This window comes from Rahnella inusitata, assembly GCF_965118895.1.
In the GTDB taxonomy this organism is placed as follows: Bacteria; Pseudomonadota; Gammaproteobacteria; order Enterobacterales; family Enterobacteriaceae; genus Rahnella; species Rahnella inusitata_A.
Map to the genome: position 1 here is coordinate 227,944 of NZ_CBCPJJ010000001.1, position 19,288 is coordinate 247,231.

A 19,288-nucleotide genomic window follows, 5' to 3' on the forward strand; every position below is an offset into this window, starting at 1 on the left:
ATGCCCCTTTATGAATTATGCATTGGAACTGGAAAAGTTAACCAAAACTTACGCCGGTGGTGTGCAGGCTTTGCGTGGTATCGATCTGCGCGTCGAAGCCGGTGATTTCTATGCACTGCTCGGGCCAAACGGCGCGGGGAAATCCACGACCATTGGCATCATCAGCTCGCTGGTCAACAAAACGGCGGGTAAGGTGCGGGTGTTCGGGTATGACATCGATAAAGACATCGTCAACGCCAAACGCCAGCTCGGTCTGGTGCCGCAGGAATTTAACTTCAACCCGTTTGAAACGGTGATGCAGGTCGTCGTTAATCAGGCGGGATATTACGGTGTGCCGCGTCCGCTGGCGCTGCAACGCGCGGAGAAATACCTGACGCAGCTTGATCTGTGGGGCAAACGCAACGAGCGTTCGCGTATGCTCTCCGGCGGGATGAAGCGTCGTCTGATGATCGCCCGTGCGCTGATGCATGAGCCAAAACTGCTGATCCTCGACGAACCGACAGCCGGTGTGGATATCGAACTGCGCCGCTCCATGTGGGGCTTCCTCAAAGAACTGAACGCGCAGGGCACAACCATCATTCTGACCACGCACTATCTGGAAGAAGCCGAGATGCTTTGCCGCAACATCGGCATCATTCAGGGCGGCCAGTTGGTGGAAAACACCAGCATGAAAGCGCTGCTGTCGAAGCTGAAATCCGAAACGTTCATTCTGGACCTGGGGGCAAAAAGTCCGCTGCCGGTACTTGAAGGTTATCGCAGTCAGCTGACAGACACCTCAACGCTGGAAGTGGAGGTGATGCGCGAGCAGGGGCTTAACTCCCTGTTCAGCCAGCTGAGCAAGCAGGGTGTGCAGGTATTGAGTATGCGTAACAAAGCGAACCGTCTGGAAGAGCTGTTTGTCACGCTGGTGAACGGCAGCGAGGAAAAGAAATAATGTCGCAACTGTATTGGGTGGCTCTGAAAAGTATCTGGCTGAAAGAGATTAACCGGTTTGGACGTATCTGGATCCAGACGCTGGTTCCGCCGGTGATCACCATGACGCTGTATTTTATCATCTTTGGGAATCTCATCGGCTCGCAGATCGGCAGTATGCATGGCTTTACCTACATGCAATTTATCGTACCGGGTCTGATCATGATGGCGGTGATCACCAACTCCTACGCCAACGTGGCATCGTCGTTTTTCAGCGCCAAATTCCAGCGCAACATTGAAGAGCTGCTGGTGGCACCGGTGCCAACGCACGTGGTGATCGCCGGTTATGTCGGCGGTGGCGTGGCGCGTGGGATCTGCGTGGGGATTTTGGTCACCGCGATTTCACTGTTCTTCGTGCCACTGGTGATCCACTCCTGGTGGATCATTGCGCTGACGCTGCTTTTGACCGCGATCCTGTTCTCCCTGGGTGGCCTGCTGAATGCGGTATTCGCGACCACGTTCGATGACATCAGCCTGATCCCGACCTTCGTGCTGACTCCGCTGACCTATCTGGGCGGCGTGTTCTACTCGCTGTCGCTGCTGCCGCCGATCTGGCAGGCCGTCTCCAAGCTGAACCCGATCGTGTATATGATCAGCGGCTTCCGCTACGGTTTTTTAGGGATTTCGGATGTGCCGCTGGTGTTTACCATGAGTGTGCTGGTGGCGTTTATCGCGGTGTTTTATCTGCTGGCGTGGTATTTGATCGAGCGCGGGCGCGGTTTACGAAGTTAATTTTTAATGGTGTGAAGCAATAAAAAACGGGGCAATCCATGCCCCGTTTTTTATTGCTTTTTGAAAAGCGAAAAGCTTACGCCACCTGAACCGGCACGGCTTTCGCGGTGCGCTTCAGCTGGTTTTGACCTTCAAAATAGGCCACTTTCGGCTGGTGCTGACGAGCGTCTGCATCGGACATCTGTACGTAAGAGCAGATGATCAGCAAGTCGCCGACGCAGGCACAGCGCGCTGCCGCACCGTTGACCGAAATAATACGCGAACCGCGTTCTGCTGCGATGGCGTAAGTAGAGAAACGCTGACCGTTATCAACGTTATAAATATCAATCGCTTCGTATTCCAGAATGCCTGACGCGTCGAGAAAATCCTGATCGATGGCGCAGGAACCTTCATAGTGCAAATCTGCCTGAGTCACGTGAACCCGGTGCAGTTTGCCTTGCAGCATAGTGCGAATCATTGCTTCTACCCTTACTGACGTAAAAAGTCTGAGAACCTGCCGGGCCGGATAATAAAAATCTGAATTCCGGCCGGCCAACATCTTTGCCCATTTGACCCGCGCTGTCTACTGCGTCAGATCAACCAGTTGGTTATCAATCAGGCGTGCTTTGCCGAGCCATGCAGCCATCAGGATCACCGCCGACGTACTGTCTACCGACAAGTTCTGCAAGGTTTTGGCGTCACGGACAAACAGCTCGTCCGGCGTAAATCCCGCCTCGCGCAACTGTTGCGCGGTTTCCTGCAACATCTCGTCGATGTGGCGCTCGCCCTGGCAGAGACGTTCTGCCAGCGCGTTCATTATTTTATAAAGCTGCGGCGCGGTTTTGCGCTCGTCGCTGGTCAGGTAACCGTTGCGTGAGCTCAGCGCCAGACCGTCTTTTGCGCGCACAGTCGGCACGCCGACAATCTCGATATCGTAACCCATGTCTTCCACCATGGTGCGCAGCAGCGCCAGTTGCTGGAAGTCTTTCTGGCCAAAACAGGCCACGTGCGGCTGTACCAGATTAAACAGCTTGCTGACGATGGTCGAGACGCCGCGAAAATGCCCAGGACGGCTCGCACCTTCCAGAATGGTGGAAATCACCGGCACATCGACCTGCGTCTGCGTGCTCAGGCCCTTCGGATACACTTCCGCCGGTGACGGTGCGAAGACCAGATCCACACCGCGTTTGTTTAGCTTCTCGCAGTCTTCCTGCAAAGTGCGCGGATAACGCTCAAGATCGTCCGGGCGTTCAAACTGCATCGGATTGACGAAAATACTGACAACCACGACGTCGCCACGCGCTTTGGCTTCATCCACCAGCGTCATATGGCCTTCGTGCAGGTTGCCCATGGTCGGTACCAGCGCGATACGTTTATTGTTCTGGCGAAAATCACGAATTTCGCGACGCAGCAGCGCCACGCTGTCGATTATCAACACGGATATTGTCCCCGATTATTTGAAAGAGTGTTCTTCGCCCGGATACACGCCCTGCGCGACCTGATCGACGTAAAGACGCACCGCGCCGCGAATATCACCGGCTTCGCTGAGGAAGTCTTTGGCGAATTTCGGCGTATGGCCACCGGTAATACCGAACGCGTCGTGCATCACCAGAATCTGGCCGTCAGTGACGTTACCGGCACCGATGCCGATCACCGGGATGCTCAGCTCTTCGGTCACGCGGCGCGCCAGTTCAACCGGCACACACTCCAGTACCAGCAGCTGCGCACCGGCTTCTTCCAGCATCAGCGCATCTTTGATCAGCTGATTGGCCGCCACTTCGTCGCGCCCCTGAACTTTGTATCCGCCGAAAATGTTCACTGACTGCGGCGTCAGCCCCAGATGGCCGCACACCGGCACGGCGCGCTCGGTCAGCATTCTGACCGTATCACATAACCAGCTGCCGCCTTCCAGTTTGACCATGTTACCGCCGGCGCGCATCAGCACAGCGGCGCTCTCGAAGGCCTGCTCCGGCGTGGCGTAACTCATAAATGGCAGGTCAGCCAGCAACAGCGCATGAGGTGCACCACGGCGCACGCAGCGGGTATGGTAAGCGATCTCTTCCACCGTCACCGGCAGCGTGGAATCCTGACCCTGAACGACCATGCCCAGAGAATCACCAATCAGCATGACGTTAATACCCTGTTCGGCAAACAGCTGCGCGAAACTGGCGTCATAAGCGGTAATGGTCGCAAATTTATGTTTTTCCTGCTTCCATTGGCGAAGCTGGCTCAGCGTGGTTGGTTTCATGAACACTTTCCTTTGAATAATTCATCGGATGAATATGATGTCAGTATTCTACTGTAAGCGCTCACAGGCAGACAGCAAAGATCTGCGATCGCCGTCTTAAGAAGTCGCTAAGATGCTTGACCTATAATGGATAAAAACGGAGGGAACCATGCGAATTCTGTTAGTTGAAGACGACCAAATGATTGGCGACGGCATTAAGGCCGGGCTGACAAAACTGGGCTTTACGATTGACTGGTTTACCGACGGATTGACCGGTAAAGCGGCGCTCGATAGCGCGCCGTATGACGCGGTGATCCTCGATTTAAGCCTGCCCGGCATGGACGGCATGCAGCTGCTGCGAGAATGGCGACAGGCCGGGCGCGATACGCCGGTGCTGATTCTGACCGCGCGGGATGCGCTGGAGCAGCGCGTCGGCGGGTTGCAGGCCGGTGCCGATGACTATCTGTGCAAGCCGTTTGCGCTGGTTGAAGTGGCGGCGCGTTTGCAGGCGCTTAATCGCCGCCGTCACGGCGTGATCACACCCAAAGTCACCCACGGCGGGATCGAATTTGATCCCGCCGCGCGCAGCGTGATGCTTAACGGCGAATCCGTCACGCTGACGCCGCGCGAAGTCGCGGTACTCGAACTTTTTCTCAACAACAAAGGTCGCGTACTGGCCCGCACGCTGATTCAGGAAAAACTCTACAACTGGGATGAAGACGTCAGCAGCAACGCCGTCGAAGTGCACATCCATCATCTGCGCAGCAAACTTGGCAAAGGCTTTATCCGCACCGTTCACGGCGTCGGTTATACGCTGGGCGACGCGCAGTCAGGAGAACCCGCGTGAAGGAGCTGAAAAACCTCAGTCTGCGGGTGCGGCTGATCCTGATTTTTTCCCTGCTGGCGCTGCTGACCTGGCTGATTGCCAGCGGCGTGGCGTGGCATCAGACCCGTAAACACATCAACGAGGTGTTCGACACGCAGCAGATGCTGTTCGCTAAAAGGCTTGCTGCCACCGGTCTGGGCGAGCGTCTGAATGAACAGAAAAATACTGAACTGCCGGATACCAAAAAGTGGGTGCATAAAGGTTCGCGTGGTCATACCGATGACGATGCACTGACGTTCGCCATCTTTAACCGGCAGGGCGATATGTTGCTCAATGACGGCGAGAAGGGCAGGCATATCCGCTTCGATCACGATACGCAGGGCTTTAAAGATGTGGAGCTGAAAGGCGATGACGATCTCTGGCGCATGGTCTGGCTGACGTCGCCGGACGAACAATATCGTGTGGCAGTGGGTCAGGAATACGATTACCGCAATGACATGGCGTGGGGGCTGGTCAGCGGTCAGCTGACGCCGTGGCTGGCTTCTTTGCCGGTGCTGTTGCTGGCGCTGATTGTGATGGTGACGCTCGAACTGCGCCCGCTGCGCCGCGTGGCCGAAGGCTTGCGGCAACGTTCGCCGGAAGACGCCACGCCGATTGATACCCACAAACTGCCGGGCGAAGTGCTGCCGCTGGCGGATGCGCTGAATTCTTTGTTTACGCGAACCGGCGAAATGTTGGTACGCGAGCGCCGTTTTACCTCCGATGCGGCGCATGAGTTGCGCAGCCCGCTCGCGGCGCTGCGGGTGCAGACTGAAGTGGTACAGCTTTCCGGTGACGACGCCCAAATGCGCGAACATGCGCTGGAAAACCTGACTACCAGTATCGATCGTGCCACGCGTCTGGTGGATCAGCTGCTGACGCTGTCACGGCTGGAAAGTTTTGCCGAACCGGAAACGCTTGAAATCATCGACTGGCCGACGCTGGTGGCGCAAAGCCTGGCGGAACAGGATTATCGCGCGCACAGCAAAGGCATCGAACTGCGTTTTGAACATCAGGGGACGCCGCCGGATCTGCGCGGGCAGTCGCTGTTGTTATCGCTGATGGTGCGCAATTTACTCGATAACGCCATCCGTTATTCTGCTAGCGGAACGCATATTACGGTGACGCTGGACCAGCAGGGATTAACCGTCGCCGATCAGGGGCCGGGTATCACGGATGAACATCTGACGAGGCTGGGCGAACGCTTTTACCGGCCACCGGGGCAGGAGCAAACGGGTAGCGGGCTGGGGATTTCGATCGTGCAAAGGATCGCGCAGTTACATCAGCTCAACGTCATTTACAGGAACAGGGCAGAGGGCGGGCTGGATGTGCGGGTAAGTCGCTAAGCGACTTACCATTTAGTCAGGCCATTCAGGGGAACGCGGGCGAGCAGGCTTTGCAATGTTTCGCCATCCGGGAACACCAGATCCGGGGCCAGATCGGCCAGCGGATAAAGCATAAATTCCCGGTTTTTCATGTCGTAATGCGGGACGATCAGACGCTCAGTGTTGATCACCTGATCGCCATAAATCAGCATATCGAGATCTAACGTCCTTGGCCCCCAGCGCTCAGCTTTACGCACGCGCCCCTGATTCTGTTCAATCGCCTGGGTGGCGTCGAGCAATTGTTCAGGGGGAAGCAGGGTATCTAATGCCACGACGGCGTTCAGATAATCCGGCTGATCCTGTGGCCCCAGCGGTTTACTGCGGTAAAACGGGGAAGCGGCCACAAAACGGGTGCGCGGCACATGGGCCAGCGCCTCCAGTGCGAGATTTACCTGCTCAAGCGGACGGGCAAGATTGCTGCCCAGAGCGAGGTAAACGCGGATCATTGACCGCTTTCCTTACGCGGAGCCCGTTTGCGCGGACGACGGGTGCGGGCACGGCGCGCAGGCACCGCATCTTCACCCAAGGTGCCGAGCATGGTCTTTTGGGAAGCCGGTGTCGCTTCCTGGAATTCGCTCCACCATTCGGTCAGGCTTTGCAGTTCGCGATGCTGTTCGACTTCGGCACGCAGTGCCAGCAAATCAAAGGCGGCGCGGAACTTAGGATGTTCCATCAGCTTGTGCGCGCGTTTACCCTGGCGGCGTGACAGACGCAGCTGCAAGGCCCAGATATCACGCACCAGCGTGGTAATACGTTTAGGAATGGCCAGCGTACGGCACTGCTCGTCGAGCACGTCGTTCATCGCCAGAGAGAAGGCGTCGTAATACGTCAGCCCCCCTTCCTGCGCCAGTTTCTGCGCATGCTCAATCACCGGATACCACAGCATTGCCGCGAACAGGAACGCCGGATTGACGCGCTGATCGTTTTGCAAACGGTGATCGGTGTTTTTCAGCACCTGCAACAGGATGTGTTCCATCGGGCTGTCGCCGGCTTCAGTAAACTGGCGGGCAATCAGCGGGAACAACGGCTGGAACAGCTGGTATTCACACAGTTTCTTATATGTCGCGTAACCGTAACCGGCCTGCAACAGTTTCAGAGATTCTTCAAACAGACGCGCCGGCGGGATTTCCTGCAACAGCGTGGCCAGACGTGGGATCGGCTCGGCGGTTTCCGGGCTGATTTTCATGTCCAGTTTGGCAGCGAAACGCACGGCGCGCAGCATACGCACCGGATCTTCGCGGTAGCGGGTTTCCGGGTCACCGATCAGGCGGATAATGCCGTTTTGCAGGTCACGCAGACCGCCGGTGTAATCGCGCACGGTAAAGTCAGCAACGCCGTAGTACAGGCTGTTGATGGTGAAATCGCGGCGCTGGGCGTCGTCTTCAATGCTGCCGAAAATGTTATCGCGCAGCAGCATGCCGTTCTGAGCCTGCTGGGACACGTTTTTATCTTCGGTTTCTTCGTACTGTTCGTGATGTCCGCGGAAGGTGGCGACTTCGATGATTTCCGGGCCAAACATGACGTGCGCCAGACGGAAGCGGCGGCCGACCAGACGGCAGTTGCGGAACAGTTTACGTACCTGATCCGGCGTGGCGTTGGTGGTGATATCGAAATCTTTCGGTTTTTTGTCCAGCAGTAAATCGCGCACACCGCCGCCGACCAGGAAGGCTTCGAAGCCTGACTTGTTCAGGCGATATAAAACTTTCAGCGCATTTTCGCTGATATCACGACGGGAAATGTTGTGCTCGTCACGCGGAACAATGGTGATCGCACGGGTTTCTCCGGCATAGTCAAATGACGGGCGGGGTTTCTGTACGTGTTCGACAGAGGCGCGTTGTTCACTGCGCTCACCGCGCTGATCGTTGCGTTCGCCGCGAGGCTGATAAGGCGTGGAGCGGCGATTGTTATTGTTACGGCGCTCGCCCCGGTTCGCGTTGTCTTCCCGACGGCCGCGGTTTTCACGGCGTTGCTCGTTGTCACGACGTTCAGGATTTTTTGCCTTCACATTGCCTTCAGCCACGGGTGAAGGATCACGACGTGGAGTCTCTTCGCGATTTACTTCTCCATGAAGGGCGGCGTCGTCATGAACAGCCTTTTCTTCACGAATGACTTTATCTTCACGAACTAGCACCTTACGGCAAAAATTGGCTACTCGGGTAAAAATGGTACACCTCGATAGTGACTGAAAAATGGCGTGACGCAAAAACAGCGGCTAATCATAGCTCACGACAAGCTCTTTGAGAATGCCGATGTGCTTTTAAGCGTTCTCACGCGGGATATCTGCTGGCGTCCAATGCGTTACTGCCCAGCGTAATAATAAAGGCAAAGTGTAATCCTGCCAGTTTTCCGGCAGCGTTTGCCCTAAAAAATTCAGTGCGTTAATGATTACCGGACGGGGATCGCCTTCCGGCAGCGCGGGCGCGTGATTCTGCTTAGAAAGCTTATCGCCGTTTTCATTTACCGCCAGCGGCAAATGCAGATAACCGGGCTGCGGATAGTTCAGATGCTGATATAGCGAAATCTGCCGCACCGTCGGCGCGATCAAATCCGCACCGCGCACGATGTGATTTACGCCCTGAAAATGGTCATCGACCACTACCGCCAGATTGTAGGCAAACAGCCCGTCGCGGCGGCGGATAATAAAATCTTCTTCGGCGAGTGCGGGATTAGCCTGCAAATGCCCCTGAAAATCATCGTCAAAACTGTACACCGGTAAGGTCTGGTGCAGACGAATGGCGGCATTTACAGCGCCAAGACCGAGCGTGCGGCAATGGCCGTCATAGACGCCGCCGGTTTGGGCGATACGCTGACGGGTGCAGGTGCAGTAATAACTTTTATGCTGCTGATACAAATCGTCCAGCGCGGCACGATACGCGTCGTGGCGCTGAGATTGCCAGAGTACGTCGCCGTCCCACTCCAGCCCGTAGCGTTCCAGCGTCGCCAGTATCCGGTTAGCAGAGCCGGGGATTTCGCGCGGCGGATCGATATCGTCGATACGCACCAGCCATTGGCCGTTTTGCGCGCGGGCATGCAGATAACTGCCGAGTGCGGCAATCAGCGAACCAAAATGGAGGTCACCGGAAGGTGATGGGGCGAAGCGGCCAATGTAGGGTATCTGGGACATAAGAATGGGGAACAGCTTTATAAAGGGAACGCGGTGCATGACGCACCGCGTGGAACCCGGGACTTAGCCAGCCATCTGCTTTTCGCGGATTTCTGCCAGGGTTTTACAGTCAATACACAAATCAGCGGTCGGACGTGCTTCAAGACGGCGGATGCCGATCTCAACGCCACAGGAATCGCAGTAACCGAAATCCTCGTCTTCCACTTTTTTCAGTGTTTTTTCAATCTTTTTGATGAGCTTACGTTCGCGATCGCGGTTGCGCAGTTCAAGGCTGAACTCTTCTTCCTGAGCGGCACGGTCAACCGGATCAGGGAAGTTCGCAGCTTCATCCTGCATGTGCGATACGGTACGGTCTACTTCATCCCTGAGCTGATTGCGCCATGCTTCAAGTATCTTTTTGAAGTGAGCCAGCTGAGCGTCGTTCATGTACTCTTCGCCCGGCTTCTCTTGATACGGCTGCACCCCAGCGATAGCGAGAATGCTCAAGGACGACGTCTTACGGGTTTGGCCTTCTTGCATGATGCTTCTCCTACATAACACGCACTATGTTCATCCACCTGTCAGATTGCAGATTTGCTGCAAACAAAGGGCTTCGAACATTTCGATCCCCAAAGGGGGAAAAAATCAGGCCGCTATAAATAACAGAAGGCAACGAGGTTAGCAATTATTCCTGACAGGTGCTTGACAAGGCTGTGAGGAAAAGCGTATTCGCGACCTGTTTTTTATGCTGCCGACGGCTGATAACAGGGTTTATCCGTTTGTTATTTCGTGACCAGCGGTAATCGTTCTGTGAGGCGGATACCCTCAGCAGAAAGTGCAGCACCGTAGCACATCACTTCTACACCATTACTCTCAACGTGTTTCAGTAATTCTGAGTAACGCGGATCAATATGGTGTGCAGCGGACACGCTTTCAATGCCTGAATGTAAAACAGCGAAGAAAAGTACCGCTCGCTGCCCCTGTTCTGCCATCGACTGTAACTCGCGCAGATGCTTTTGACCGCGCAGTGTGACTGCATCCGGAAAAAATCCCTGACCCTCGTGCAGCAACGTGACAGATTTCACTTCAATATAGCAGTCAGGTTGGTTTTCTGCCTGTAACATCAAGTCTATACGGCTATTTTCCGCGCCGTATTTTACTTCTGAAGTCAGTTTACTGTAACCGGATAATTCTGGGATCCGCCCCTGCGTGATGGCTTCGCGCACCAGCTGGTTGGCGCGCAGCGTGTTGACGCAGATCCAATGATGCTGCTGTGTTTCGGTCAGTTCCCAGCTGTGAGCGTATTTGCGTTTCAGGTTATCGGAGGTGGAATACCAGACGGTATCCCCCGGCGTGGCGCAGCCGGTCATCGCACCGGTATTAGCGCAGTGCAGTGTGAGTTCGCGACCATCGGGCGTGATGACGTCAGCGAGAAATCGTTTGTAACGTTTTATCAGCGTGGCAGGTTGAAGCGCAGGCTCGAAGTGCATGACAGTTTCCGGTGAAAGTGAATTAAAGGGCAGAGGCATCAACCAATGGCCAGGTGCGCAGGCAGCGATAGCGCGTATGCCCTCGTTCATAGGTGGATTCATACAGGCTAAATTCATCGGCCTCCAACAGCCAGTCCGGCGTGGCAGGCGGAATAGCGACCGGGCGAGTAGCGTTACGGTACAGCGAGACGTGCGGATGAAACGGTAATGCGCTTTGATAGCAACCGTTGCGCGCCGCGTGGGAGCGCAGCACCGACGCCAGCTGTAACAGCGCATTGGGCGCACGTTTTGTGCCGAGCCACACCACGCCGGAACCCGGCCAGTGGCCGATATCATCGAGGTGCAGGCTGAATTTTTGCGCCTGAATACGCCCGGCGACGCGAATCAGCGCGTCGGCCTTCAGCTCGCTGATTTCGCCTAAAAATGCCAGTGTGATATGCAGATTTGCCGCCGCGACAGGGCGGCCGGTATCCTCCGGAAAACACTCTGCACGCCACTTTATTACCTGCTTTTGCAGCGTTGCGGGCAGTGATAAAGCGAAAAATAAGCGGCGTTCGGCAGACATAGGCATTCCTGTGGCGTTCATTCCTGATCATCCCTGGCAGCATGCCGGATGTGGGGCTAAATGCTACAATGCCCGCCGTTTAAAGTTAACTCTCATGGAGAATTCATTGTCTTCTTTGCCGGTCAGCGCCGTACTCGAACCGCTTTTAGCCGCTCTGCAACAGGCCCCGCAGGTGCTTTTACTTGCGCCCACCGGTGCGGGAAAATCCACCTGGTTGCCGTTGCAGTTACTGAAACAGGCGAATTTGCCGGGCAAGATTCTTTTGCTGGAACCGCGTCGTCTGGCGGCGAAAAACGTCGCTTACCGCCTGGCGCAGCAGTTGGGCGAAGTGCCGGGGCAAACCGTCGGCTATCGTATGCGCGCCGAAAGCAAAACCAGCGCGGCGACGCGTCTTGAGGTCGTGACCGAAGGCATTCTCACCCGCATGGTGCAGGCTGACCCTGAACTGACCGGCGTGTCGCTGGTGATCCTTGATGAATTTCATGAGCGCAGTTTACAGGCCGATCTGGCGCTGGCGCTGCTGCTCGATGTGCAGAACGCGCTGCGTGATGATTTAAAACTGCTGATCATGTCCGCGACGCTCGATAATTTGCGGCTCTCGCCGTTGCTGCCGGATGCGCCGGTGATCACCTCAGAAGGTCGCAGTTTTCCGGTAGATCGCCAGTATCTTTCCCTCGCCACGCATGAACGTCTCGACGACGGCGTGGCGCGTGCGGTCAGCCGCCTGATGAGTGAACATCACGGCTCGATGCTGCTGTTTTTGCCGGGCGTGGCCGAAATTACCCGCGTACAAAATTTACTGACCGGCAGGCTGGCGGATGACGTCGATCTCTGCCCGCTGTACGGCGCACTGTCGCTCGATCAGCAGCAGAAAGCCATTCAGCCATCACCAGCCGGACGCCGTAAAATCGTGCTGGCCACCAACATCGCCGAAACCAGTCTGACCATCGAAGGCATCCGGCTGGTGGTGGACAGCGGACTGGAACGCAGCGCGCAGTTTGATCCGCGCAGCGGCCTGACGCGGCTGGTGACGCAGCGCATCAGTCAGGCGTCGATGACCCAGCGTGCCGGACGCGCAGGGCGTCTCGAGCCGGGGCTTTGCTGGCATCTGTTCAGCAAAGAGCAGGCGGAGCGCGCCAGCGCACAGGCCGAAGCCGAAATTCTGCAAAGCGATCTCAGCGGCTTCTGGCTGGAGCTTTTGCAGTGGGGATGTCAGGACGTCATACAGCTCCAGTGGCTGGACACGCCGCCCGTGGCCGCACTGTCCGCCGCCAGACATCTGTTACATCAGCTTGGCGCAACGGATGCACAGGGCAGGCTGACGTCCGCAGGCCAGCGCATGGCGCAGCTCGGGTGCGATCCGCGTCTGGCGGCCATGCTGATTTCTGCCACAGCGCAAGGCCCGGACGCACTCGCCACTGCCGCTTTGCTGGCCGCGATGCTCGAAGAGCCGCCACGCGGCGGACTGCCAGATATTGATTACTGGTTCAGCCGCCCGCAGGGCAACTGGCTGCGGCGGGCAAAACAGCTGGCGCAGCGTACCGGCGGAAAAACCGGCAATGCGGACGCCTCGCTGGCACCCTGGCTGCTGGCGCGGGCGTTCAGCGACCGCATCGCCCAGCGGCGCGGTGAAGATGGACGTTATCTGCTGGCGAACGGTCTGGGTGCGTCTTTGCCGCAGGACGACGGGCTGACCCGCGCTCCGTGGCTGGTCGCGCCGCAATTATTACAGGGCAACCACAGCCCTGATGCCCGCATTCTGCTGGCGATCTCGCTGGATATCACCCAACTGCCCGCACGCCTGCCTGACGTGGTCAAAGAACAGACTGCCGTCGAGTGGGACGAAGAAAAGGGCACGCTGCGCGCATGGCGGCGCTGGCAGATCGGACGGCTGGTGCTGAAGGCCAATCCGCTGGCGAAGCCCGATGACGAAGAGCTGCAACAGGCGCTGATCGACTGGATCCGCACCCAGGGATTATCGGCGCTTAACTGGTCGGTGGCGGCGGAGCAGCTGCGATTGCGGCTGATCTGCGCCGCGAAATGGATGCCGGAAGTCCGGTGGCCTGCAATGGACGATCAGTCCCTGCTCGACGGGCTGGAAAACTGGTTGCTGCCTTCGCTGAAAGGCGTGCGCTCGTTAAAATCTCTGCAACAGGTCGATCTGCACGAAGCCTTGTTACGCCTGCCAGACTGGCAGCAGCGGCAGCATCTGGACAGCGCATTACCGACTCATTACACCGTCCCGACTGGCAGTCGTCTGCCGATCCGCTATCATGCTGACCAGCCACCTGCGCTTTCAGTGCGTATGCAGGAGATGTTCGGCGAACAGCGCAGCCCGACGATTGCTGAAGGACGGGTGAATGTAGTGCTGGAACTTCTGTCACCGGCGCAGCGCCCGTTGCAGATCACCGCCGATCTGGCGGCGTTCTGGCAGGGGTCGTACCGCGAAGTGCAGAAAGAGATGAAAGGCCGCTATCCGAAACATCCGTGGCCGGACAATCCGGCAGAGGCGTTGCCCACGCGACGCACCAAAAAGTATTCAGCACCCTGATGAAATGTGTAGAAAAAAAACAATTTTTCAGACATTTCTTCTGGGCGAAACTCAGGGCGGGGCACATTGTAAGCGCCTTGCGGCCACGATTTCAGGCCATTTTCCGTATCTGTTTGAAATCCTTTTAAATTGTTATACAAAAAATAGTTATACAAATATGAAAATGACTCAGCAAAGCAGAATCATTATGACGAACACAGCAGCACGTTGGGAGATTCACTGATGTCTGGCGATGATCGCGAGCCAATTGGCCGTAAAGGTAAACCAGCCGGGCGCAAGCCTTCGCAGGGGCGCCCTGTCCGCCGTAACCGTCGGGATGACGATTACGATGATTATGAAGAAGAAATGGATGATGACGTTGAGGATGACGATGATTACGAAGAAGAGCGGGAGTCGCGCATGAGCCGCAAAGCCGCGCCGCGCAAGGCGAAAAAAGGCGGTAAGGGCGGTAAGAAAAGCTTCAAGCGTCGTCTGTTCTGGCTGCTGGTCAAACTGTTTGTCGTCTTCCTGATCCTGCTGGGGATTTACGCGGTCTATCTCAACCGTGAAATTCACAGCCGCATTGACGGTGGGAAAGTCTGGCAACTGCCGGCAGCGGTGTATGGCCGTCAGGTGAACCTCGAGCCGGATATGGCGATCAGCAAAGCCGAAATGGTCGGCCTGCTGGAAGGTACACAGTATCGCGAAGTAACGCGCATCACCCGTCCGGGCGAATTTACGGTTCATGCTAATTACATCGATATGCTGCGCCGTCCGTTTGATTTCCCGGAAGGCAAAGAAGGGCAGGTGAACGCCCGTCTGACATTTGACGGCAACAGCCTGGCAGAAATCAAAAATCTGGATAATCAGCATGATTTCGGGCTGTTCCGCCTCGATCCGCGTCTGATCACCATGTTGCAGGCATCCAACGCCAACGGCGAACAACGTCTGTTCGTGCCGCGCGCCGGATTCCCTGACTTGCTGGTTGATACGCTGCTGGCGACCGAAGACCGTCATTTCTATGAACACGATGGGATCAACTTCTACTCGATTGGCCGTGCGGTACTGGCGAACCTGACTGCCGGTCATGCGGTGCAGGGCGGTTCGACGCTCACGCAGCAGCTGGTGAAAAACCTGTTCCTGACCAATGAACGTTCACTGAGCCGTAAAGCGCGCGAAGCCGTGATGGCCGTGCTGCTGGATGCCGATTACAGCAAGGATCGCATTCTCGAGCTGTATCTGAACGAAGTGTATCTCGGGCAGAGTGGCTCCGATCAGATCCGTGGTTTCCCGCTGGCGAGCCTGTATTACTTTGGCCGTCCGGTAAACGAACTGAGTCTGGATCAGCAGGCATTGCTGGTCGGCATGGTGAAAGGCGCGTCGCTGTATAACCCGTGGCGCAACCCGAACATGGCATTGCAGCGCCGTAATCTGGTGCTGCGTTTACTGGTCGATCAGAAAGTTATCGATCAGGAACTGTATGACATGCTCAGCGCGCGTCCGCTCGGCGTCCAGCCGAAAGGCGGCGTGATTTCACCTCAGCCAGCGTTTATGCAGATGGTGCGTCAGGAGCTGCAGGCCAAGCTCGGCGACAAAGTGCAGGACATGTCCGGGGTGAAAATCTTCACCACGCTGGATCCGATTTCACAGGATGCGGCGGAAAAAGCGGTGGAAGAGGGCATTCCGTTACTGCGTAAGAAAAGCGGCCTGAATGACATCGAAACTGCGATGGTGATCGTTGACCGTTATACCGGCGAAGTGCGCGGTATGGTCGGCGGGGCGGAAACGCAGTTTGCTGGTTTCAACCGTGCGATGCAGGCACGTCGGCAGGTCGGTTCTCTGGCTAAACCGGCAACCTATCTGACCGCGCTGTCTCAGCCAGACAAATACCGCCTGAATACCATTCTTGCCGATCAGCCGCTGAACCTGAAGCTGGCGAATGGCCAGATTTGGTCACCGAAAAACGATGATCATCAGTTCCGTGGTCAGGTTCTGCTGGTGGATGCGCTGGCGCGTTCCATGAACGTACCGACGGTAAACCTCGGGATGGCGGTAGGCCTTGATAACATCACTAAAACGCTGATTAATTTGGGGATCCCGAAAGAATCCCTCAACCAGACGCCGTCGATGCTGCTCGGTGCGATTGCGCTGACGCCGATGGAAGTGACGCAGGAATACCAAACCATTGCCAGCGGCGGTAACAAAGCGCCACTGTCGGCGGTGCGTTCGGTGATTGCTGAAGACGGAACCGTGCTGTATCAGAGCTTCCCGCAGGCGATCCGCGTGATCCCGGCGCAGGCGGCCTATCTGACGCTGTATGCGATGCAACAGGTTGTGCAGGAAGGGACTTCGCGCGCGCTGGCGAACAAGTTCCCGAAACTGCATCTGGCGGCGAAAACCGGGACCTCGAACGAACTGCGTGACAGCTGGTTCGCCGGTATCGACGGCAATCAGGTGGCGATCACCTGGGTTGGCCGCGATAACAATGGCCCGTCTAAACTCTGGGGCTCGACCGGTGCGCTGGTGCTGTATGGACGCTATCTGGAAAACGGCACCCCACAGCCGCTGAATCTGCAAATGCCGGAAGGCATCAGCACCATGAATATCGACGGCAGCGGCAACTTTGTCTGCGGCGGCGGCGGTTCAGGGATGCTGAGCGGGGGCGGCGCGGCGCGCTCGATTCCGGTCTGGACCGATTCACCGGATGCGATGTGTCAGGCTTCCGTCAGCGCGGTTCAGCAGCAGCAACAACAGATGCAGCAGCAACAGCAACAACAGCAGCAATCTCAGGGACAGCAGCAACAACCGCAGTCTCAGGATGAGAAAAAAGACAGCAACGGTGTGGCTGGCTGGATCAAGGACATGTTCGGTTCGAATTAACAACCTTCTGATTCAATAAGCTAAAAAGGGCGCGATGAAAATCGTGCCCTTTTCTTTTGTTATCCTTAACCTAAATTTACCCATGCTGTTTTACATTCTCTTCAGACTTGCTACATCCATTCCCGTTTAATTTATAGGCACTTTTACCCATATTTAACATGGGGATACTTTTTATTCATTCAGCCAATCTATGAGTTAAATACGCTTGCAGATGCGCAAGCATTGCGCATATTATGCGATGTTCATAATAATAATTATCGTTTACATTCCCATTAATAAACACTCCAGAGATAACGCAATGGCTTTCCAGCGCTCCCTTTCTTCACCCAAAGACGTCTTTACGCGTCGCACACTGGCTTTAACGATTACGGCGGCATTGAGCTCAACGTCTCTTTATGCAGGCGCGGCAACCGCTCCGGCAAAAGAAGACACTATTAATGTCACCAGTTCAGCCGCTGCCGAAGCAGCACCGGAATCTGCGTGGGGCCCTGCGGCGACTATCGCCGCGAAACACAGCGCGACCGGGACGAAAACCGATACGCCACTGGTGAAAACTCCGCAGTCAATTTCCGTCGTGACCCGTGAAGAAATGGACATGAAACAGCCTGCTTCAGTAAAAGAAGCGCTGGGATACACGCCGGGCGTTTTCGCCAGCCGTGGCAGCTCCTCTACCTATGATGCGATCGCTATCCGCGGTTTCACCTCCGTAAATACCAACCAGTATCTCGATGGCATCAAACTTCAGGGCGATAACTACTCAGAAGTCTCGATGGATCCCTATTTCCTTGAGCGCGTTGAAGTGCTGCGCGGGCCGTCTTCTGTCTTGTACGGCAAGAGCAACCCGGGCGGCGTAGTCAGCATGGTCAGCAAGCGTCCGACCACCGAACCACTGAAAGAAGTGCAGTTCAAAATGGGGACAGACAACCTGTTCCAGACCGGTTTTGATTTCAGCGATGCCATCGACGACGCGGGTGTGTATTCCTACCGTCTGACCGGCGTGGCGCGCAGCCAGGATACTCAGCAGGAGATGGCGAAAGAGAAACGCTACGGCATCGCGCCGTCTTTCACCTGGCGTCCTGATGACAAAACCAACTTCACTTTCCTGAGCAACTTCCAGAACGATCCGGATGCCGGTTTCTACGGCTGGTTACCGCGTCAGGGCACCGTGGTGCCGTATTACGACGCCAACGGAAAAGCGCATAAGTTGCCGACCGACTTCAACGAAGGCGAAGAAAGCAACAAGATGTCCCGCAACCAGAAAATGGTCGGTTACAGCTTCGAACACGGCTTTAATGACACCTGGACCGTGCGTCAGAACCTGCGTTACACCAAACTCGATACCCAGTACAAAGGCGTTTACGGCACCGGGTATGTGGGCAATGGCGTGATGAGCCGCGCGTACGTGCAGTCAAAAGAGAAACTGGCAAACTTCGATGTGGATACCCAGGCGCAGGCTAAATTTGCTACCGCTGATGTCGATCACACCCTGCTGATGGGCGTGGATTACATGCGTATGCGTAACGACATTGATGCCGATTATGGTTCCGCCAGCAATCTGAGCATGAGCAATCCGCAGTACGGCAACAGCAATGTGCCCCTGTACTTCCCGTATGAAGTTCTCAACCGTCAGGAGCAAACCGGTCTGTACGCGCAGGACCAGGCGGAATGGAACAAATGGATCCTGACCGTGGGCGGTCGTTATGATTTCGCGAAAAGCTCGACGTATACGCGCTCAAGCAACAGCGCTACACAAATTAACGACCAACAGTTCACCTGGCGCGGCGGTCTGAACTACCTGTTTGATAACGGCATCTCCCCGTACTTCAGCTACAGCGAATCCTTTGAACCGACAGCCGGTTCTAACAAGGATGGAAAGCCGTTTGATCCATCAATCGGTAAACAGTACGAAGCGGGTGTGAAATACATTCCGAACGATCGTCCGATCAGTCTGACGGCGGCCGTGTATCAGCTGACGAAAACCAAGAACCTGACCAACGATCCTACGGATCAGACGAATACCTTCAGCGTTCAGTCAGGTGAAATTCGTTCCCGTGGTCTGGAACTGGAAGCGAAAGCCGCCCTCAACGCCAACATCAACATGACGGCGTCTTACACCTATACCGATGCGAAGTACACGCACGATCTTGCTTATGAAGGCAAACGTCCTGCTGAAGTACCGGCGAATATGGCCACACTGTGGGCGGATTACACCTTCCACGAAACCGCACTGAGCGGCCTGACCGTCGGTTCCGGCGTGCGTTACTTCGGTTCGACTTCCAGCTTCTACACGACGGGCGACAAGACTAACGAAGCCTTTAATGTTGCCGGTTACACGCTGGTGGATGCGACGATCAAATACGATCTCGCACGCTTTGGTCTGCCGGGCTCTTCCGTGGGCGTGAACGTCAATAACCTGCTGGATCGCGAATACGTGGCAAGCTGCTACCGCGATTACGCCTGTTATTGGGGCGCGGAGCGTCAGGTGGTCGCCACCGCAACCTTCCGTTTCTGATAGTCGGTAATTAATGATGTACTCCGGGCACGCTGGTCGTGCCCGTTT

General features: G+C 56.1%; 16 protein-coding genes. 7 read left to right on the plus strand and 9 right to left on the minus strand.

The window, feature by feature from the left end; genetic code table 11:
- The first annotated feature begins 10 nt into the window (after positions 1 to 10).
- Together ACMHLI_RS01005 and ACMHLI_RS01010 are read left to right on the plus strand one after the other, a co-directional pair.
- A complete protein-coding gene (locus ACMHLI_RS01005; RefSeq protein ID WP_413527867.1) occupies positions 11 to 934 on the plus strand; it encodes an ABC transporter ATP-binding protein in 924 nt (307 codons plus the stop codon).
- On the plus strand, positions 934 to 1,704 hold the full coding sequence (locus ACMHLI_RS01010) for an ABC transporter permease (RefSeq protein WP_413527868.1): 771 nt from the start codon (positions 934 to 936) through the stop codon (positions 1,702 to 1,704). Before ACMHLI_RS01005 ends, ACMHLI_RS01010 begins: the two co-directional genes overlap by 1 nt.
- Positions 1,705 to 1,780: 76 nt before the next feature.
- Here ACMHLI_RS01010 and panD read toward each other — a convergent pair whose 3' ends face one another.
- From panD to panB, 3 genes are all read right to left on the minus strand, one after another.
- Positions 1,781 to 2,161 carry an aspartate 1-decarboxylase gene (panD, locus tag ACMHLI_RS01015; RefSeq protein ID WP_413527869.1) on the minus strand — a complete coding sequence of 127 codons (381 nt, stop codon included), beginning with the start codon at positions 2,159 to 2,161 and terminating at the stop codon, positions 1,781 to 1,783.
- A gap of 105 nt (positions 2,162 to 2,266) precedes the next feature.
- On the minus strand, positions 2,267 to 3,121 hold the full coding sequence (panC, locus tag ACMHLI_RS01020) for a pantoate--beta-alanine ligase (protein WP_413527870.1): 855 nt from the start codon (positions 3,119 to 3,121) through the stop codon (positions 2,267 to 2,269).
- Between the two features lie 15 nt (positions 3,122 to 3,136).
- Positions 3,137 to 3,931: a 3-methyl-2-oxobutanoate hydroxymethyltransferase gene (gene panB / locus ACMHLI_RS01025; protein WP_413527871.1), complete on the minus strand. Its 795-nt coding sequence runs from the start codon at positions 3,929 to 3,931 to the stop codon at positions 3,137 to 3,139.
- A 148-nt stretch (positions 3,932 to 4,079) separates the two neighbouring features.
- Here panB and qseB point away from each other — a divergent pair, with 148 nt between their 5' ends.
- Together qseB and qseC are read left to right on the plus strand one after the other, a co-directional pair.
- The gene (gene qseB / locus ACMHLI_RS01030; RefSeq protein ID WP_413527872.1) at positions 4,080 to 4,757 is read left to right on the plus strand and encodes a quorum sensing response regulator transcription factor QseB; all 678 of its coding nucleotides are present in this window, start codon (positions 4,080 to 4,082) and stop codon (positions 4,755 to 4,757) included.
- 5 nt (positions 4,758 to 4,762) lie between these two features.
- Positions 4,763 to 6,121 (plus strand): quorum sensing histidine kinase QseC, encoded by a 1,359-nt coding sequence (qseC, locus tag ACMHLI_RS01035; protein ID WP_413527962.1) that lies wholly within the window; start codon positions 4,763 to 4,765, stop codon positions 6,119 to 6,121.
- Positions 6,122 to 6,126: 5 nt separating this feature from the next.
- Here qseC and folK read toward each other — a convergent pair whose 3' ends face one another.
- From folK to thpR, 6 genes are all read right to left on the minus strand, one after another.
- Positions 6,127 to 6,606, minus strand: a complete 480-nt coding sequence (gene folK / locus ACMHLI_RS01040; protein ID WP_413527873.1) for a 2-amino-4-hydroxy-6-hydroxymethyldihydropteridine diphosphokinase — start codon at positions 6,604 to 6,606, stop codon at positions 6,127 to 6,129.
- Positions 6,603 to 7,928 carry a polynucleotide adenylyltransferase PcnB gene (gene pcnB / locus ACMHLI_RS01045; protein WP_413527963.1) on the minus strand — a complete coding sequence of 442 codons (1,326 nt, stop codon included), beginning with the start codon at positions 7,926 to 7,928 and terminating at the stop codon, positions 6,603 to 6,605. The genes folK and pcnB overlap by 4 nt, the downstream gene beginning before the upstream one ends.
- 489 nt (positions 7,929 to 8,417) lie before the next feature.
- Positions 8,418 to 9,284, minus strand: a complete 867-nt coding sequence (gene gluQRS / locus ACMHLI_RS01050) for a tRNA glutamyl-Q(34) synthetase GluQRS (protein WP_413527874.1) — start codon at positions 9,282 to 9,284, stop codon at positions 8,418 to 8,420.
- A 63-nt stretch (positions 9,285 to 9,347) separates the two neighbouring features.
- Positions 9,348 to 9,803: an RNA polymerase-binding protein DksA gene (dksA, locus tag ACMHLI_RS01055; protein ID WP_013576943.1), complete on the minus strand. Its 456-nt coding sequence runs from the start codon at positions 9,801 to 9,803 to the stop codon at positions 9,348 to 9,350.
- Between the two features lie 242 nt (positions 9,804 to 10,045).
- Positions 10,046 to 10,753 carry a DNA/RNA nuclease SfsA gene (gene sfsA, locus ACMHLI_RS01060; protein WP_112164089.1) on the minus strand — a complete coding sequence of 236 codons (708 nt, stop codon included), beginning with the start codon at positions 10,751 to 10,753 and terminating at the stop codon, positions 10,046 to 10,048.
- A 22-nt stretch (positions 10,754 to 10,775) separates the two neighbouring features.
- On the minus strand, positions 10,776 to 11,318 hold the full coding sequence (gene thpR, locus ACMHLI_RS01065) for an RNA 2',3'-cyclic phosphodiesterase (protein ID WP_413527875.1): 543 nt from the start codon (positions 11,316 to 11,318) through the stop codon (positions 10,776 to 10,778).
- 106 nt (positions 11,319 to 11,424) lie between these two features.
- Between thpR and hrpB the strand changes: the two genes are divergently transcribed.
- The 3 genes from hrpB to fhuA all read left to right on the plus strand — a co-directional run bounded on the left by hrpB (position 11,425) and on the right by fhuA (position 19,240).
- On the plus strand, positions 11,425 to 13,869 hold the full coding sequence (gene hrpB, locus ACMHLI_RS01070) for an ATP-dependent helicase HrpB (protein ID WP_413527964.1): 2,445 nt from the start codon (positions 11,425 to 11,427) through the stop codon (positions 13,867 to 13,869).
- A gap of 222 nt (positions 13,870 to 14,091) precedes the next feature.
- Positions 14,092 to 16,728, plus strand: coding sequence for a bifunctional glycosyl transferase/transpeptidase (gene mrcB, locus ACMHLI_RS01075; protein ID WP_413527876.1), 2,637 nt, complete (start codon positions 14,092 to 14,094; stop codon positions 16,726 to 16,728).
- Between the two features lie 298 nt (positions 16,729 to 17,026).
- Positions 17,027 to 19,240 (plus strand): ferrichrome porin FhuA, encoded by a 2,214-nt coding sequence (fhuA, locus tag ACMHLI_RS01080; protein ID WP_413527877.1) that lies wholly within the window; start codon positions 17,027 to 17,029, stop codon positions 19,238 to 19,240.
- Positions 19,241 to 19,288 lie beyond the last annotated feature (48 nt).

What these genes read in the sequence shown, in the direction of transcription:
- gluQRS (WP_413527874.1), bottom strand. Translation starts at nt 9,284, where the DNA reads ATGTCCCAGATACCCTACATTGGCCGCTTCGCCCCATCACCTTCCGGT.
- panD (WP_413527869.1), bottom strand. Translation starts at nt 2,161, where the DNA reads ATGATTCGCACTATGCTGCAAGGCAAACTGCACCGGGTTCACGTGACT.
- qseB (WP_413527872.1), top strand. Translation starts at nt 4,080, where the DNA reads ATGCGAATTCTGTTAGTTGAAGACGACCAAATGATTGGCGACGGCATT.
- mrcB (WP_413527876.1), top strand. Translation starts at nt 14,092, where the DNA reads ATGTCTGGCGATGATCGCGAGCCAATTGGCCGTAAAGGTAAACCAGCC.
- sfsA (WP_112164089.1), bottom strand. Translation starts at nt 10,753, where the DNA reads ATGCACTTCGAGCCTGCGCTTCAACCTGCCACGCTGATAAAACGTTAC.
- thpR (WP_413527875.1), bottom strand. Translation starts at nt 11,318, where the DNA reads ATGTCTGCCGAACGCCGCTTATTTTTCGCTTTATCACTGCCCGCAACG.
- panB (WP_413527871.1), bottom strand. Translation starts at nt 3,931, where the DNA reads ATGAAACCAACCACGCTGAGCCAGCTTCGCCAATGGAAGCAGGAAAAA.
- folK (WP_413527873.1), bottom strand. Translation starts at nt 6,606, where the DNA reads ATGATCCGCGTTTACCTCGCTCTGGGCAGCAATCTTGCCCGTCCGCTT.
- ACMHLI_RS01010 (WP_413527868.1), top strand. Translation starts at nt 934, where the DNA reads ATGTCGCAACTGTATTGGGTGGCTCTGAAAAGTATCTGGCTGAAAGAG.
- ACMHLI_RS01005 (WP_413527867.1), top strand. Translation starts at nt 11, where the DNA reads ATGAATTATGCATTGGAACTGGAAAAGTTAACCAAAACTTACGCCGGT.
- fhuA (WP_413527877.1), top strand. Translation starts at nt 17,027, where the DNA reads ATGGCTTTCCAGCGCTCCCTTTCTTCACCCAAAGACGTCTTTACGCGT.
- dksA (WP_013576943.1), bottom strand. Translation starts at nt 9,803, where the DNA reads ATGCAAGAAGGCCAAACCCGTAAGACGTCGTCCTTGAGCATTCTCGCT.